This window comes from Psychrobacter sp. M13 (genome assembly GCF_030718935.1).
Taxonomy (GTDB): Bacteria; Pseudomonadota; Gammaproteobacteria; order Pseudomonadales; family Moraxellaceae; genus Psychrobacter; species Psychrobacter immobilis_G.
In genome coordinates, this window is record NZ_CP132194.1 from 346,098 (window position 1) to 363,613 (window position 17,516).

The following is a 17,516-nucleotide window of genomic DNA, read 5'->3' on the forward strand; positions in this document are numbered from 1 at the left end:
AATTTTGCTGAATGAGAACATGCTCTACTGTGAAGCTCAATAGCATCGAAAAATAGCGTTAAGAAACGATCATTCTTAACGCTATTTTTTATGGCTGATAAGTATTTCTTTATATCCATTAGTGCGAAAGCTGACAAGCTTTCGCAGTTGAGGTACTATAGCCTAATAAGCTGGCGGCTTTTGCTTGAGCTATTATTGTTAAGCGTATGTGGCTACTTATAATAGGCGACTAGACTTACTTTTTATTGGTGCTAGCAGATTATGACTCAACCGATGCTTAACACGACAGATAAAACCTCAGCTAAATCTAGCCATAAGCTTGTTAGCACTACGACTGCTACAGATAAGTCTACTACTGAGCAAGCAACAGCTATGGAGCTGGCAACACAGCAGTCTCATAATATGTCACAAAGCGTCGCGGATATAGCCCTTACTAAAGCTGAGCTACTAGATTTATTTATAGTGCCAGTCACCAGTATAAATGCTGAAACTAATGCGGGCGTACAAAGTTCATTTGATAAAGGTTTATCTGATAAAGGCTTACTTGTAAAATACAGTGCTAGTGCCGTAGATGCCCCTGTTACTACTGTCAACGAAACCAGTGTTGCTGATCAGCGTTTGGCTTTGTATCGTAATCAGCATGCGCGTACGCGTCTGCTATATCAAGCGTCTGCCAATAATCGTCCAACATATCTGGTACAAAATCTAAAGCCGCAATTTTTAGAGCGTCAGCAGTATCTACTATCACAGCAGCTTGATAAGCGTGGATTGTTAGATATTGATGCTATTGAGCGTCTCTGGCAACAGCTACATGTGGTTGATGATATCATCGCTGATATCGTAAGCCATATGCCGGCTCAGCAGCCTGTAGGCTGGCAACTCACTGTCCAAGACGGTCATAATCCTTTATGCTTGCCGACGGTCGGCAAGCTCAAACATCCCAAGCCAGTAGCGGATCTTGCCAGTCTTAACAGCTATGTGCTTAGTCACTTTGGTGTGAGTAGCTTTACCTATGATCGCGCTTACTATATTGGGCATGTCATCGGTTATTTATTCAGCTGTTACTTTTGTGCGCATTTGTCGATCAGCTATGGCGTTACTGCACTTGGCTCTCAGGTAATCTTGGACTATGATTACGCCAGCCTTGAGACCCCGTATATGGTACGCTTATTACAAGGACTCGATGGCTACTGCAAAAAACGCATTTATCAGCTGGCGGTAATTTGTGCTAGATTGAGCGTCTATGCCAGTGACAAGCGAATTGAGAAAATGCTCATTGCTGAGGTCAATGATTTTGATAAAAAACTCCAGCAGCAGCATTTAGATGTTTTGCTACTGCAAGGCATCATGCCTGATAGTAGTGACTCGACGCCGCTTTTTTAGAGTTAAATTGTTCACTAACTATTTTAAGTAACCTTTCGCTCGCTCTAGGATGCTCAAAGCTATGCCAGCTTACCACTACAAAGCGCTTGATGACCAAGGGGCGATGCAAAAGGGCCTGCTTGAGGGTGACTCGGCACGGCAAATACGTCAGCAGCTGCGCGACAAAGCATGGACGCCCGTTGAGATTAACGCAGTCAACGATAAGCAAAGCTCCAGTAAAAGCCGTTATAAGAAGCCCTCTGCTTATGAGCTAGCTTTACTGACGCGCCAGCTATCGGTGTTGCTGGCAGCAGGTATTCCATTAGAAGAAACCTTAGCCGCTGTCGCCAAGCAATCACCCAAAACCCATATCAAGTCCTTAATGCTAGCGGTGCGCTCACATGTGTTAGAGGGCTTAAGTCTAGCTCGCGCGCTACAGCAAGCAGCCAGCTTTCCACCGCTATATATCGCCACCATTGCCGCTGGTGAGAAGTCAGGTCATCTAGATCTTATTCTTAATCAATTAGCCGACTACACCGAAAACCGCTTTGCCTTGCAAAAGAAAATCCAAGGGGCGATGATTTATCCTATTGTGCTGATGGTTATGGCGCTGGCAGTGATCATCGGACTTATGAGTTTTGTTGTGCCCAAAATCGTCAAAGTCTTTGAGCAATCTGAGCAGGCTCTACCACTCATCACTCAGATTGTACTGGCGCTATCGAATCTAATTACCCAATGGTGGTGGCTGATGCTCATAGTGTCAGTGGCAACCGCCTTTTTGTTTTATCGCTTTGCGCATACGCAAGCGGGCAAGTTAACTATTGACAGTGTAGTGCTTAGATTGCCTATACTGGCTCGACTTTCCAAAGGGCTCAATGCCGCGCGTTTTGCCAGTACATTGGCGATATTAGTGCGCTCAGGTGTGCCTTTAATTGAAGCGCTACATATTGGCGCTGCGGTTACTACTAATTTGCATATTCAACGCACTATTATCACTGCGTCTGATCGGGTCACCGAGGGTGCTAGTCTTTCAAGCCAGCTTGAGCGCTCCAGCTACTTTCCGCCCATGATGGTGCAGATGATAAAAAGTGGTGAAAACTCAGGTGAGCTTGAAAATATGCTGAGCCGCGCCGCCAATATGCAAGAGGCAGAGGCGACCAACTTTATCAGTACTTTACTTGCGCTATTAGAGCCATTGATGCTGGTGTTGATGGGTGTGGTGGTCATGATTATCGTTATGGCAGTGATGTTACCTATCGTTAATATGAATGATTTGGCAGGATGAGATACGTTTTAATAACAACTTTCATAAGTAGATAATTTTAAAATCATAGTCTATAGTGGCTATTAATCAAGCATATTATTTTTTAAAATGAACCATGAATCACCAAGAGCGACGATATTAATGACGACTATAATCGATAAGAAACAAAACTCTAAAAAATTACCTAACAGTCAATCTGGCTTTACCTTGATTGAGATCATGGTCGTTATCGTGATTTTAGCTATTTTGGCAGGGTTAGTCGTGCCGAGAGTCGTTGGACAAAGTGATAAAGCTCGCGTAAAAACGACAGAAACCGCATTGGCTACCGTATCTAATGCCTTAGATATGTATAAAGTGGATAACTCGCGCTATCCCACAACAGCGCAAGGTTTGGATGCCCTAATTACCCCGCCAGCGGATGCCAAAAACTATCCTGACGGTGGCTATATAAAAGGCGGCTATCCAACAGATGGTTGGGAAAATGAGATGCAATACGTCGCTCCTGGCAGTGATGGCAAGCCTTATGATTTATTCTCTTTAGGCGGCGATAACAGCCAAGGCGGAGAAGGTCTCGATGCGGATATCTATGCTCAGATTTAGTCTCATATAAAGATTTCGCTCGAGCAGATTGCTGTTAGCTACTTATGATATCAACCAGTAAAGTCTTATTGGTTGATATTTTTATTGCCGATCATTTATTGCGGCTTGAAAACTCATATTTCTATCATGTATCTTACTTACAGCAGTGATGTTGCGATAATTGCTTTTATTATTGTATAGACGATAATTGACATCATAAACACCGAATATTAAAACCATCTTAGAAACACTGTTAAGAAATTACCGTTATAAAAACTACCTTTGCAAAACTCAAGCTTCAAGAATACAAAATAATAAGGTGCTCTCTTTATGTCTTTTAACTTATCAAAAAAGTCTCATGTTGTGAAGTCAGCTTTAACTAGCGCAGTGCTGGTAGCTACAATGGGCGCGACAACTATGACGGCTCAAGCCGCGGGTCTCAGTGACTTATTCGGTAATAATAAAAGCTCATCATCCAAGTTTTTGTCAGTAGACAAAGCCTTTGGGGTAGTCGATACCGCAAAGACGACTTCTAAAGGTACGCAGCTAGCTATTAAATTCAAGATCACCCCAGGGCATTATGTTTATAAAGACCGTTTGACTTTGACTTTCCCTAAAGGGGTGCGGGCTACGCCATTTACCTTTAGCCAGTCACCCGTCTCGGTGAATGACCCTACCTTTGGTCGCGTACCCGTGTTCGATCAAGCCACTATGATTGCGACGACGACCTTGACTTCTACTAATGGCAAACCGCTTAAAAACGCTGATTTAGTCATTGGTTGGCAAGGTTGTGCCAAAGCAGGACTGTGCTATCCACCCGAAAAGATTAAAACGAGCGTAAATATCTTAGCGGCTAAGTAGCCCTTAAATGACTCGTTAATAATGAGCTTATCGTTCATTATTATAAAAGCAATCAGCAGCAAGTTTCAAACATAAGCAATAAAGGTAGCTTTCATGTTCACAAAGACACCAGCAAACAAAACATTATTAAATAAAAAAGCTACCTGCAGAAAATCTTACGCTTTAGCATTGGCGCTTTCCAGTACCAGCCTAGTAACCTTAGCAACATTAGTCACTGGACTGAGCGCTACAACGACAGTGCAAGCCGCCAGCTTAGGCGATTTATTTAGTAATAACAAAAGCGACGCGCAAGCCAAGTTTTTGCCAGTCGATCAAGCCTTTCAGGTTAATAGTATTAATAAAGCGACTGCTAAAGGGTCGCAATTAGCGGTTAACTTTACTATTACGCCTGAACATTATGTCTATAAAGATCAGCTCAAGCTAACTTTGCCTGCTGGTGTCAGCGCTACGCCTTTCACTTTTAATCGCACGCCTGTGATGATTGACGATCCGACCTTTGGTAAAGTGCCGGTATTTGACCAAGCGACTATGGTGGCGACGACCACTTTGACGAGTGCTACTGGCAAAAGTATCACTAATGCTGATCTCACTATCGGCTGGCAGGGCTGCGCCAAAGCAGGGCTGTGCTATCCGCCTGAAAAGATAAAAACCACAGTTACGATTGCTGCTACGGCAACCGCTACTAACACGAATCAAGATAGTATTGCTAAAAGCGATGCCGAAAGTGATGCCAAAAATGATAGTGCCGAACCTGCCACCACTAATACTATAACTGGAGCAGACACTAACTCTATATCAGGTGATGATACTAATTCGATATCAGGCGCTGACAGCAATACTATGTCTGGTGCCGATAGTAATCCAGTTGGTGACAGTATCAGTAATATCAACAGCGCAGAGGCAAGTGTTAATGTAGACGAGGCTGATCCGTTTGGCTTAGCTGAGCATCCTTGGTTGGCAATGCTATTGTTATTCTTAGCAGGTTTAGGCTTGGCATTTACACCATGCGTGCTACCGATGCTACCTATCGTCGCCAACATTGTAGGACGTCAAGAAAATCCAACGGTAAAAAAAGGCGTCATACTAACGACTAGCTATGCTATCGGTGTCGCTACTGCTTACGGTATCTTGGGAGCATTGATTGCCGTATTTGGTGAGTCCTTAGGGATTATTGGCTGGCTACAAAATCCGATTATTCTGATTAGTTTTGCGATAGTTTTTGTGCTCCTTGCGCTATATATGCTGGGCTTATTTAGTATTCGCTTGCCACGTGCACTCAGTAGCAAGATGCAAGGCTTAAGCCAAGCAGGGGATAGCAAATTAGGGAGCGCAGGGGGTAGCTTAGCCGCTGGATTTTTATCCGCGTTAGTCGTATCCCCTTGTGTTTCTGCGCCATTATTTGGTGCCCTATTGGCCGTCTCCACTATCGGCAGTCCGCTACTTGGTTTCGCTGCATTATTCATGCTAGGCTTTGGCCTGTCGGCACCGCTTATTCTCATTGGCGCAACCCAAGGCAGTATTATGCCTAAGGCTGGCGAGTGGATGAACTGGGTCAAAATCGGCTTTGCGTTGCTGCTATTAGCCGTAGCACTGTTATTGATTGAGCGGGTATTTATTTCATCCGCTATGCTACTGGTTTGGGCGTTATGGTTTATGGTGGTCGCAACTTGGGCGTGGAGCTGGCTTGGCAAAGGCAGGATACTCACCCAAGCACTGGGTTTGATCTTTGGTATTTGGGCCATCATTTTGGTCGTTGGCGCAGCATTAGGCAATGATGATAGCCTACAGCCACTAGAGTCTATAAGCGCCACGTCGATGATGCAATCACCAACAGGACAGATAGGCAGTCAGAATCTATCTGCAAATCACACCACTGATAAGAATATTACGAGCTTAGCAGAGCTTGATGCTATTACGGCGGCTAACCCTAAAGTCATAGTCGATGTAACCGCCGAATGGTGTATTGAATGTCGAATAATGGATAAAAACTTATTCACCAATCGTCCCGCGCAAATGCAAGACTGGCAACTGGTTCGCTTGGATATCACCGATACTACTGAGGACTCAAAAGCGATCTTAGCGCGCTATCAGTTATTCGGTCCACCAACGCTGCTGTATTACAAAGACGGTGAACTGGTCAATAAACAAGTCGGTGAGACAGGTCGCGCCCAGTTTGAGCAAACCTTAACGGAACTAAATAAATAACAGATCTCAAGGTACTAGTGTCAAAAGCCAGCGACTATTAAAATAGTCGCTGGCTTTTTTAATCGCTTTTAATCTAAAAATGACTGGCTCTGTATCATTTACTCATAAGGATATTTAATAATGATAAAGCTAGTATAGTGACCTTATTTTTATTACAATAAAGCAACAATATCTAATACTTAAAAGTTCCCCTTCATTTATTAGCTCATCTTCTAGATCGTCTATTGGCATTACTGCCACTACCGCCATTTAAGATAAAGGATTTCTATGTTTGCTCATATTATCTCGCAGCGTCAGGCTGGGTGTGTAACGACTACAAGTCATCGCTCAAAAAGTTATTTGAGCCTAGCTATTGGTTTGGCTCTAAGTGCTACTGCGATACAAGCTCAGGCGGTTACGGATGATCGTTTTACCGAATTGCCTGCTACTGGCGTACTAGTTGAGCAAGATGACGACTCCCCAGAAGTTATTTACGATAAATTAAAAAACCCAAATATGCCTACGGCGAGCCGCAAACCTGTTAGCAAAGCCTTTGTCGCACAGCAAACAGAGCTGTTTTTTGAGTGTACTCAAGTACAGACTAACGCGGCACGCTTGGCTTGTTTTGATAAAGTTGCCACCCAAGGTGAGACGAATACGGCGACCAAGCAATCGCTAGATTTGGTTAAGACAATCAAATCTACGATTACTGGTAATCCGCAAATTATATTAGCAGGCGATGAAGCTTTTGATAATGATCTTGCGGCTAATGATCAAGATTTTGATAATGATCTAGCAGCCAATCAGTCAAACAATGCCACCTTAGATACTGTAGGACTGACTAAAAGTGAATCTCAAATACTAGTAGATGCCGGCGTCACTCAAGCAGATATTGAGCAATATTCGCCACTCAGCTTGGCTTATGATTTGGATAAAAACAGCCAGCGTGGTACTTGGACTATTCGCCCGTATCGACCAAATTATGTCTTGCCACTATATTACACTGTGGATCCCAATCTAAATCCTAGTAGCCCCTCTCAAGTGGGTGAACCATCGACCTCTAATGATGTCCGTAATACTGAGCTAAAATTTCAGTTATCACTAAAGACCAAAGTCGGTGAGGATTTGTTTGATACCAACGCTGACTTATGGTTTGGTTATACTCAGCAAGCGCACTGGCAAGTCTATAACGAGGATAACTCGCGACCATTTCGAGCGACTGACTATCAGCCCGAGATCTTTTTGACGCAGCCTGTCACAGCCAATCTACCTTTTGGCGGTCGTTTGCGTATGTTGGGTGTTGGCGCTATGCATCACTCAAATGGACGCTCTGATCCTGTCTCACGCTCATGGAATCGAGCTTATTTGATGGCTGGTGCTGAATGGGGTAAGTTCTCAATCGTACCCCGAGTATGGACGCGGATAGGTAATGAAGATGATAGTAGTGAAGATAACGAGGATATCGAAGACTTTATGGGTTATGGCGATATAAAATTCCTTTACGACTTATCTAATCAGCAGAGTATCAGCGGTACACTACGCTACAACCCTTCTACCAATAAGGGCGCAGCGCAAATTGACTATATCTATCCTTTAAGTGATAACGTCAATGGCTATGTGCAGCTATTCCAAGGCTATGGCGAGTCCATTATCGACTACAACTATGAAAATACTGCTATTGGATTTGGCATCGTACTCAATGATTGGAAAGGCTTCTAAAATCAAACACGCCCTAAATGTGTTGTATAATTTGATAGCCTAGTATTTATTTTTAACCAGCTATCTCTAGTCAGCTATCTTTGATAAGTCATCCCTAACGATCTAATAAGGAGGTAGTCATGGCACGTCTACCTCCTTATCAATTTGGGATTTGGCTGGCTGAGTATCTTTATAACCGCTGTCAGCTTTGTCACATCCAGCGCAGTATGTCGCATGCCAATATTGCATCTGCCAGTACGGCATCTACTGCCAAACCTACCTTTGCCTTATTTAATAGTGGCCTATTATGTGAGCATTGTCAGCACAGTATAAGTTGGCTGCCAGATCCTTTCAGCGTTGATATCGCCTCAAACCTTGCTTTGCCTATTCAGGCTGCTACCTTTTATGACTATCCTATCCGTCAAGCCTTTCGCAGCTTTAAGCATTCTGAGGATATAACTAAGTTGCCATTACTCGTTCATGTATTGCGCCAATTACCACGGCCTACAGGCTGCAATGGCAGCAACAGTGTCATTGTACCGATGCCAACTACCGATAATCGCTTACGTCAGCGCGGCTTTGATCCTGTGACTATACTATCTAGCTATTTGGCCAAGCACTGGCAGATCCCATTGTGGCGCGGTGTTGTACGTATTGATAGTACGGTAAGTCAGCAGGGTCTGACTCGTAGCGAGCGCTTAGCCAACCTCGACGATGCTTTTAGGGTTACCGAGCTACCGCCTGTCAAACGTCTATTATTATTTGATGATATCGCGACGACGGGCGCCAGCTTACAAGCATTAGCGCGAGCGCTGTATGAGACGGTTGATGCTCAATATGGAACCAATACAAGCTCTGACTCTGCAAATACTAACAGTCATAATCATAGATTTTATGCCTATGCTTTAGCCCATGGCAGTAATTAGCGCATGTCATGATATTGTCAATAACATTTGATGTAGACATCCTGTATAATAAATATAACTATTTGGTTTATAAAGACTTTTATATAATTTTTAGTACGTTTTTATTTATCTGCTATTGAGCATGAGCTAGGTTTATCTCTATTGCTAGGATAATTACAATCGATCTGATAAATATAATGGTACGAATATTGCATCGATTAAGTATATGACTAATGAATACTATAGTGAATATCTAGTCAAAATTAGTCTACATGTTATTCATAAATGAATATTGCCATTAGCATAATTAAGCAAATAAATAGGATTTGGCTGTGAATGCATCGATAACTAATAGCGCCTTTTATAGACAGACCAGCGCAGGTTTCACGCTTATTGAGCTTATGATAACGATTGCGATAATGGCTATTATTGTTAGCATTGCAGCACCTAGCTTTGGTACTCAATTGGCTAATCAGCGGGTAAAGTCAACTGCTATAAATATTGAAAGTGCCCTAAAAGAAGCCAAGGCTGAGAGTATCATCCGCCGTCAAGACGTTACAGTTGCCTATAACAGCACGCTAAAGACAATCACTCTGACGGGTAGGAATAGCGCCATTATAGCTAGCTATAGTATTAATAGTAAAAGCGATATTACCCAAGTTATTACCCCTGATAGTGTCACTCAAGTTATTTTTCAGCCGAATAAAATGGTAAGTGGAGCAAGTACTGAAGTTGTCTATACTATCTGTGATACGGGTTCTACTAAAGAGACAAAAAAGCAAGTTGTAGTCAATAAAATTGCGAATATTAGTATCAAAGATGCTGGGAGTTGTTAATGAACACTAAGACCACACAGGCAGGCATAGGTTTGGTAGAAGTGATGGTTGCGTTGTTGTTACTAGCAGTAGCTATGCTGGGCTATAGCGCCTTACAAGGTCAGGCTATTAAAGTAACTAATGAATCATTTGAGCGCTCACAGTCATTGGTCATGATGCGTAATATAGCAGAAAAAATTCATGCTAATCCTTTTGCTGTCACGACTTATGAGACTCAACTCAATGTTGTAACAATACCTACAAAGCCAGGTGAGATGTGTGGTTTAGATGGTACAGCGGTAACTGCACTTTGCGAAGCAGCAGAGTTAGCGACTGCTGAAAGCTACAAATTCAGGACTGAATTACAGAACTACGATTTTCAGATACAGATGCATCCTTGTCCTAGTACGGGTGGTAATGGCACTGATCCAACAGCTAATATTATGTATTCATACTGTCTAATTTCAGCATGGGGTGATACTACAGCTACTATTGGTAGTGATGATGAGACAGACTGTCTAACAGCGCAAGTGGCCGCTGCCGAAGGTGTAGCCGCACAAGCAGGTGGTAATTATTACTCTGCAGCCACTTGCATGATGATGGAGATATGAGATGAACTCAAAGCATCATAGCTCCTCGTGCTCAAGCACTTCAAACAACAGCGCACCTGCTGTGAAAGTAGTGACTTTTAATAGGGTAAAGGGATTTACTTTAGTAGAGTTAATGATCTCCTTAGTGCTAGGTCTGCTTATCTCTGCAGCCGCATTGCAAATATTTTATACCAGCTCAGTCAATAGTCGCCGCCAAGAGGCCAGCTCACAGATTCAAGACAATGCTACTTTTGGTTTTTCTCAGATTCAGCAGCACTTAAGACGTACTAACTATGGTGCCAAATCAACAGGGGTCTTTAATGAGTTTTTTATGAATCATTTGACCCCGCAGGGAGGAGTGGTACTCACCGCGCCAACTGGTACTGGTTCACCAGTTAGTTGGTTACAAGGTAATTTATCTGGATTGGTACTAGATGGTGCTGCTATTCCAGCAGCTTTATTATCTAGTAATGCATCCGCTAATAGTACTAGCAATTTAGCAGGTATCACCAATAGCGATCAGCTAACGATTCAATATCGATCGGATAGAGAAGGCACTTTTGATTGCGAAGGGGCTGCGATACCAGAAGGATTTTATGTGATTGAGCGCTATTTTGTGAGAACGGATACTACAGTTACTCCCAATGCACTAGGTTTAGCCTGTGCTTCAGCTATTTATAATTATAATGAGACTACTGCTGGAAGTCAGACAGGTATTGATATAACCAGTTATACAGTACCAGCCGTACCTGCAGTAACTACAACACCAACTGCTCCAGCTGTAGCAGCTAGTGTAAAAAATAATAATCTAGCAGGGACTGGCACTATTATCATACCTAATGTTGATTATTTTAGAGCGACGCTAGGTATATCCTCTAGTAGAGACTTTGCTACTGATCCCGAAAATTTAACTATTGCATACGTACCGATTCCCGCAGCTGCAAGTCTTGCCACAGTGCTCGACACTAGGCGTATTGTCAGCTTGCAGATAGGTATATTAGCGCGTTCAAACAATCCAACCGCGACTGCGCAGAACAATAGTGATTTACAGTTCACCGTTTTGGATAAGGTAGATGCAGAGCTTAGTGATACTGTAGCAGCGGGTCCAACCTACTTACGTAATGTTTACGAGACGACTATTTTGTTACGTAATGCGAGAGGAGGTTTATAATGAAACCTGAAACTATGAAACATCCTAAAGTGTTTACGAGTTTAAACAGTCAATCAGGTGTTGCGTTAATTGTAGTTTTATTAGTGTTGATCTTAATTATGATAGTAGGAGCAGTCGCTGTTAGGCAGAGCACCACCGATCTCAAAGTGACAACCGCTGATCAAGTAAACAAGTTATTGTTTCAAGCTAATGATGCCGCCCTGATGAAAGTTGAAAAAGAAGATCGCATCTTGAGTGCTGCTAGCCGCGAAAAAAATGATACTCTTAAAGGTTATATATCGAGTAGCGAACGAGAAGGCCACAAGATCAGTTTTTGTGTTAGACCGCGGAGCACGAAGCTATTTAGTATTCTTGAGATCAGTGAGGTTAATAGAAACGATGCCTTATTGACCGCCAAAAATAACGGTTATTGCGATCCCAGTAATGGCGATGATTATGTCAGTGAAGGTCGAGTCATTACCCAAATGACCTTTGTACGACCTGAGAGTGCAGGTGTTTTTTCTCAAGAAGGATCAGGCACCTCGTCTAACAATGTTGAACCTGCGACAACTGGGGTTAATGCCGCTATCGGCTGTACTACCTTTATCGGTTATGTCACCTCAGTTATACCAGCACTTTCTAACGCCCCATTAGGCAGCGCTAGTACTAGCCGCAATGATACTACTTCTATCGCGGGCTGCTTTAAGCAGATGCGTACAGGATCTACTACGGTAGATAGCTGTCTAACCGCATTAAGCGTACCGTATCAGACTCAACAGCAGACTTATATCAACCAGCCGGTTGGGGTGACTTGTGTTTCTGGAAACTAGGATTATTTAAGCTATTGCTATTTTTAGCGCGTCAGCTTAAAAGCAATAAATGACTAACAATTTACATATAACAGCAATCAATATTTAGGGATGATGACTATGAGAGTCTTAAACAGAATCAAAACTGATAGAGTCCGTCCTATTATGAAAGGCTGGCCTATCAAGTTATTATCAACAGTAGTTTTGACTTGTATGGCAACGAGTGCTGGTCATACTAGTGATCGTGAGATATATCAAGCGGCGCAAGGGGGTAATGCCTCTATTATGATGATGCTCGATAACTCAATCAGTATGGGTCATAGTAGCGGCTTTGACAGCATTAAAGATGATTACAATATAGATCCAAGAACGGTACGAAATTGTTTCTTCTTTTTTTGTACGACAACATTGGTTACCGACGATAGAATGGAGCCACAGCTATTGTACAATGATCAAGGGGTAAATATTGGAGAGGTTAGCTATCGAGTTTATTATCGTACTAGAAGTGGCCAACCATATTATGATCGTATGTCGCGTCTAAAAATGGCGCTCATTCCTTTACTTGCTAATCCCAAAACTGCTCGAGGGTTCGGTACAGATGTTAACCTAACCAAATATAAAATTGGCTTAGGTAGCTTTTTGGGCAGTGGCGGCAATATAGATGCCCAAATTGCTGATTTGACATTCGAGAATAGAAAAATATTGATTAATAAAATAATTGCCCTAGAACCGACAACGACCACGCCAATAGCCAATGCCTACGCCGAAGCGGGCGCTTATATGTTGAAAGGGAATACCTCCTATTCATCTCCTATGCCTGCGACGCCAGCCCAGTGTGATGGTTATGGCGTATACTTTTTGACTGATGGCGAGCCCAATGGGGTTTCCTCAGAAGCAGCTACTCGAAGTCTCATGAATACCAGTTTGTCGGGCAGTTCGCTGTCTGTTAGTAGTATTAGTAATCCTAAGCTGACCTCTGAAGGTACCTATTATAGATCAGGTAATACTCCCTCTGGAGCAAATGTCGGTACGCCCGGATGGGAGTTGATTGGACAATATGCAAAGGCATTAAACAGTGACAATAACTCCAAAAAAGATGCTATTGCAACTGCAACTGTAGGTTTTGGTAGTGTATACAAAGAGTTATACGACAGACGGACGATAGTAGGAGGAAAAGATACCTACAACTGTAATGATCCTAGTGTCACCAGTCAGGATGCCAAAAACTTATGTAATTTGGGCAAAAAAGATCAAGGCTTTGGTGAAGGTGGATTTTATTATACTGCAGAGTCTGACGATATCGCCAAGAGTGTCAAATCATTCATCAAAGAAATTGGTGAAACTGAGATTGAACCAATATCGGCAGGCACGATGTCAGTACCGCTCGATAGCTTAGGGGGACTTGAGTCACGTCAATTTGCTTATCTGCCTATACTTGAGCCTGTTCCTGGATCATCTAGTCTATGGAATGGCAACCTAAAAAAATACAAGGTTAGAAATGCTACTTTACTTGGTGGTAATGACAGTTTTGTATTCTCTGGTAACAGCGGTTTGTTTGCAAAAAATACTTATGACTTATGGAATACTCTTGATTCCAGTCGTCCTGATGCCCTAAGACCGGATGGCGGTGCGCCACAGGTTGGTGGTGCTTATCAAAAAGTATTCGAAAATGTGACTACTAGTGTAGGTAATAGAAACCTGTTTGTCGATGTCGGCAGTAATCTTGTCAATCCACAAGTAGTGGCAGGAAATAAGCCTGCAAATTTTGGCTCTCTAGCGGGTTACACTAATCCGCAAAAACTAACCTTACTTAATTTTATGGGGTATGGTGAACCTGTGCCTACAGCTCCCTCTACAGGCACGCCAGTAACTGATGGTACCGCAATCACTGCCTCATTAAATACTAGTCTAAAAAATATCGGTGGTGTCCTGCACTCTATACCGCAGCTCATCACCAAAAAAGTAGCCGTTGATGCAACTGGCAAATTCGATACTAGCAAGCGCGAAGACTATGTTATCTACGGCTCTATGGATGGTGCGCTGCATATGCTCGATGATAGTACGGGTAAAGAAGTTTTTACTTTTGTACCCAAGCAGATTCTTGACTTACAACCCAAAGCGCTCGCTGGTAACGGCTCTGCCGAAGACGGCAGTTATCCTTATGGTGTCGATGCCCCTTGGCTCACTTATGCCTCTTATACTACTAAAGCGACCCCTACAGGTGCTGGTGATGCAGCAACGACTGTCAATACTTATGAGGCTGATCAAAGCTTTGCACTAGGTGGTCTACGAATGGGCGGCTCTATGTATTATGCCCTAGATGTCTCCATTCCTAGTACCCCTAAGATGATCTATAGTGTCGGCTCCAACTATGCTAATAAGTTACAAGACCAACTTGGAGCGACCGCAACAGTGCTAGCAGGTACTACAAGTAGCACCACTAGTAATGCAGCAGAACAGCAAGCCTTTGCAAAGATGGGACAATCGTGGGGTAAGCCGGCTCTAGGCTATGTCAAAAGCGGCGGCAAACGCGTCATGGTGAGCTTTTTACCTGGTGGTTATGATACTTGTTATGAGGATGCAAAGTTTAAATTAAGTACTAGCTACCCAAATAATGCCCAATGTAACAATAAAGCCGCTGCCCAAGGCAATGGCGTCTATATGGTACAAATGGGTGAAGTTAAAACCAAAACCAATAACGAAGAAAAGGTAGATGCTGAAACTGGTAATGGCAAGCTATTATGGTGGGCTAATAACAGTGGTACTAGCGTTACTGCGACCTCTGCTTCTATGACCGCTTCATTACAGTATTCAAAAGCAACTGATCTTAAGCATAGCGTAGTTACTCAAATTAGAACCTTAGACCGCAATTATGATGGTCTAACCGATCATATTTATTTTGCCGATCTAGGCGGCCAAGTCTGGCGCGCTGATATCAATAACAATGCAGATACTAATAACTTTAAAGTAGATCGAGTCGTTAAAGTGCTAGACGTCAGTGATCAAGTGGGTACTGGCGATGCACCACCGCGTATTTATGAGCGTCCACTGATTACCTTTTATAATGGCAAGTTCGGCTACACGAATGCTGCTAATCAGCCAGTTACTGCTAGTGGTGTACAAGCTATGGTGACCGTAGGGACAGGCGATCGGAGCAATCCAGTAACGGCCACAAGGAGTGTTCCTAACGCGCTATACAGTATCATCGATAAGGACGTGGCTCGTAGCGACTTGTTCTTTTATGGAACAGGGACAGCACCGACGATAAGTTTACGCACACCTGTATCTGTAAACGGAGTTGGGATAGCATCTAATGATAGTAATAAGTTACAAAAACTGACCTTTACTGCTGCTGATATTGGTGCAGCAGCGATACCTGGTGGAGCAGCCGCTAGAGATGGTATCAAAGAAAATATGCAAAGTGGTGCGATACAAGGCTGGTATATGCCGTTTGATACTTGGTTAAATGAGCCAACGCAGACTACGGGCTCTTATAAGATGAAAATGTTCAATGAGCCTGATGCACTAGCTGGGATATTAGTCTCCTCTTCATATAATCCTGATAAGGGCCAAGCCGTTCAAGCTTGTAGCGCTGGTGTCATAGGTGCGACTCAACGAGAACGTACTTGTCTGCCTTATGGTACTTGCCTAGATGGCAATGGTAATGGGGTAGTGACTGCTCGCTCTACCTTTAATGCAGGGTCAGGAATTGTCGATAATATTGTCACTCAGTTCAATGATACTAGTATCTTTAGTAGTTTGGTCAATCGTTGTGAAGGAGATGCTTGTAAGCCCAAAGTTATCTGTCCAAATGGCGACTGTGATCCTGACCCAGCGGTATGTACGGGTCCCGATTGTGATCCTTTAGCTGGTGTCAATACTGACAAACGTATCAACCCACTGAGTTGGATTGAGCATTGATATGACTATACTGATGAACGATAAAGCTACAAAGCAATCCGGCTTTACTCTAATAGAGCTGATGATTGTGGTGGCTATTATTGGCATTCTAGCGGCTATCGCTATACCGAGCTATCGGGCTTATATCATTCGTAATGCTGAAGCTAATGCACAGCGTAAGATGTTAGCCCTTACTAATGAGCTTGAGCAGTGGCGAGCCAAAGCTTTGACTTATAAAGGCTATAAGCCTCAAGCGGATACGATTGCAGATAGCACAGGAGAGCTTGGGTTTGCTACAGGCAATAGTCGCTATACCATAAAAGTCGGGCATATCGTTGGAACAAGTACCTTTAGTACTTTGCACGAAGGTAGCACCAGCGCTAATGATTGGGTGATGATAGCTACACCCATTGATCTGACAGGCGCTAAGAGTTTTATGATCAATAGTCAAGGTCTGCGCTGCGCTACTACATCAAGCCTTGCTATAACTGCTGCCGATTGCGGTACAGGAGTGACGACATGGTAATATCCTGGTCGACCACAATAAATAAAAGATCTGACAGCAGTCAGCAAACAGGCTTTACGCTTATAGAGTTGATGATCGTGGTCGCTATTATAGGTGTTTTAGCGACTATTGCTTATCCCGCTTATAATGGCTATATAGAGCGAGTCAATCGTGCTGAGATGATGAGCGAGATGCAACAGATCGCCAGTCGCATAGAAGCCAATAAAATAAATTATAAGCGCTACGATAATATACCATTGACAGCCGTATTCATATCTGTGCCCGATAACGCAGGCAGTAGCCGCTTTCCAGTATCAGGTACCGCTTTATATACAGTAACGATCACGCCGAACGATGGTACTGAGTTGACCAGTAAAGATTGGACAATTACGGCGACTCCTGTCACAGATCAAAGAATGGCAACTGATGGGACTATAACTCTAGATGGCGATGGTGAAAAGTGTAGAGGCAGTGGTACTGATAAAAAATGCGGCTCGAATGATGAATGGAATAAATAAAGCTAATATCTACCAAAACTCAATAAAGGTGACAAAAATTGTCAGCCTTACATTCATATAATTGAATACTACTATAGGGTGACAATTTTTGTAACGTAAAGCTAACAATTGAGCTGTATGTGACAATATTTGCTGAGTGATTGGTAGTTTGAAGGCTTTTAAGCCAAAATTTACTCACAAAGCAGCTATATTCTTTGTTTAAATACATTTGAATGATGATTTAGATAGTGATATTTATAGTTTTACTGATAGAAGGCGAGAATAAAAGTATCAAAGGGGTATTGTTCTAAAAAGTTGGCACGCTACCTGCAACAATTATAATAAGAGGAATAATAAAACCGTTAGTAGGTTTGATCATCACCCTCTACTAGCGTTG

The 17,516-nt window shown here is 42.9% G+C and carries 14 protein-coding genes; all 14 read left to right on the forward strand.

Annotation, left to right across the window (positions count from 1 at the left end):
* Positions 1-261 precede the first annotated feature (261 nt).
* The 14 genes from Q9G97_RS01550 (at position 262) to Q9G97_RS01615 (ending at position 17,140) form a co-directional block, all read left to right on the forward strand.
* Positions 262-1,383, forward strand: a complete 1,122-nt coding sequence (locus tag Q9G97_RS01550; protein ID WP_305899455.1) for a hypothetical protein — start codon at positions 262-264, stop codon at positions 1,381-1,383.
* A gap of 61 nt (positions 1,384-1,444) precedes the next feature.
* Positions 1,445-2,647, forward strand: coding sequence for a type II secretion system inner membrane protein GspF (gene gspF / locus Q9G97_RS01555; protein WP_305899456.1), 1,203 nt, complete (start codon positions 1,445-1,447; stop codon positions 2,645-2,647).
* 120 nt (positions 2,648-2,767) lie between these two features.
* Positions 2,768-3,226, forward strand: a complete 459-nt coding sequence (gspG, locus tag Q9G97_RS01560; RefSeq protein WP_305899457.1) for a type II secretion system major pseudopilin GspG — start codon at positions 2,768-2,770, stop codon at positions 3,224-3,226.
* Positions 3,227-3,535: 309 nt separating this feature from the next.
* Positions 3,536-4,066, forward strand: a complete 531-nt coding sequence (locus tag Q9G97_RS01565; RefSeq protein WP_305899458.1) for a protein-disulfide reductase DsbD N-terminal domain-containing protein — start codon at positions 3,536-3,538, stop codon at positions 4,064-4,066.
* Positions 4,067-4,159: 93 nt separating this feature from the next.
* Positions 4,160-6,271, forward strand: coding sequence for a protein-disulfide reductase DsbD (dsbD, locus tag Q9G97_RS01570; RefSeq protein ID WP_371747898.1), 2,112 nt, complete (start codon positions 4,160-4,162; stop codon positions 6,269-6,271).
* A 267-nt stretch (positions 6,272-6,538) separates the two neighbouring features.
* Complete coding sequence (locus Q9G97_RS01575) at positions 6,539-7,969, forward strand: phospholipase A (protein ID WP_305899460.1); 1,431 nt, start codon at positions 6,539-6,541, stop codon at positions 7,967-7,969.
* A gap of 119 nt (positions 7,970-8,088) precedes the next feature.
* The gene (locus Q9G97_RS01580; RefSeq protein ID WP_305899461.1) at positions 8,089-8,874 is read left to right on the forward strand and encodes a ComF family protein; all 786 of its coding nucleotides are present in this window, start codon (positions 8,089-8,091) and stop codon (positions 8,872-8,874) included.
* A 311-nt stretch (positions 8,875-9,185) separates the two neighbouring features.
* Positions 9,186-9,689, forward strand: coding sequence for a Tfp pilus assembly protein FimT/FimU (locus tag Q9G97_RS01585; RefSeq protein WP_305899462.1), 504 nt, complete (start codon positions 9,186-9,188; stop codon positions 9,687-9,689).
* Positions 9,689-10,279 (forward strand): type IV pilus modification protein PilV, encoded by a 591-nt coding sequence (pilV, locus tag Q9G97_RS01590; protein WP_305899463.1) that lies wholly within the window; start codon positions 9,689-9,691, stop codon positions 10,277-10,279. The genes Q9G97_RS01585 and pilV overlap by 1 nt, the downstream gene beginning before the upstream one ends.
* Before the next feature lies 1 nt (position 10,280).
* Positions 10,281-11,429 (forward strand): PilW family protein, encoded by a 1,149-nt coding sequence (locus Q9G97_RS01595; RefSeq protein ID WP_305899464.1) that lies wholly within the window; start codon positions 10,281-10,283, stop codon positions 11,427-11,429.
* Positions 11,429-12,238, forward strand: coding sequence for a PilX N-terminal domain-containing pilus assembly protein (locus Q9G97_RS01600; RefSeq protein ID WP_305899465.1), 810 nt, complete (start codon positions 11,429-11,431; stop codon positions 12,236-12,238). The genes Q9G97_RS01595 and Q9G97_RS01600 overlap by 1 nt, the downstream gene beginning before the upstream one ends.
* A 99-nt stretch (positions 12,239-12,337) precedes the next feature.
* Positions 12,338-16,138, forward strand: coding sequence for a hypothetical protein (locus Q9G97_RS01605; RefSeq protein ID WP_305899466.1), 3,801 nt, complete (start codon positions 12,338-12,340; stop codon positions 16,136-16,138).
* A gap of 13 nt (positions 16,139-16,151) precedes the next feature.
* Positions 16,152-16,643: a type IV pilin protein gene (locus Q9G97_RS01610; RefSeq protein ID WP_371747918.1), complete on the forward strand. Its 492-nt coding sequence runs from the start codon at positions 16,152-16,154 to the stop codon at positions 16,641-16,643.
* The gene (locus Q9G97_RS01615) at positions 16,637-17,140 is read left to right on the forward strand and encodes a type IV pilin protein (RefSeq protein WP_305899468.1); all 504 of its coding nucleotides are present in this window, start codon (positions 16,637-16,639) and stop codon (positions 17,138-17,140) included. The genes Q9G97_RS01610 and Q9G97_RS01615 overlap by 7 nt, the downstream gene beginning before the upstream one ends.
* Positions 17,141-17,516 lie beyond the last annotated feature (376 nt).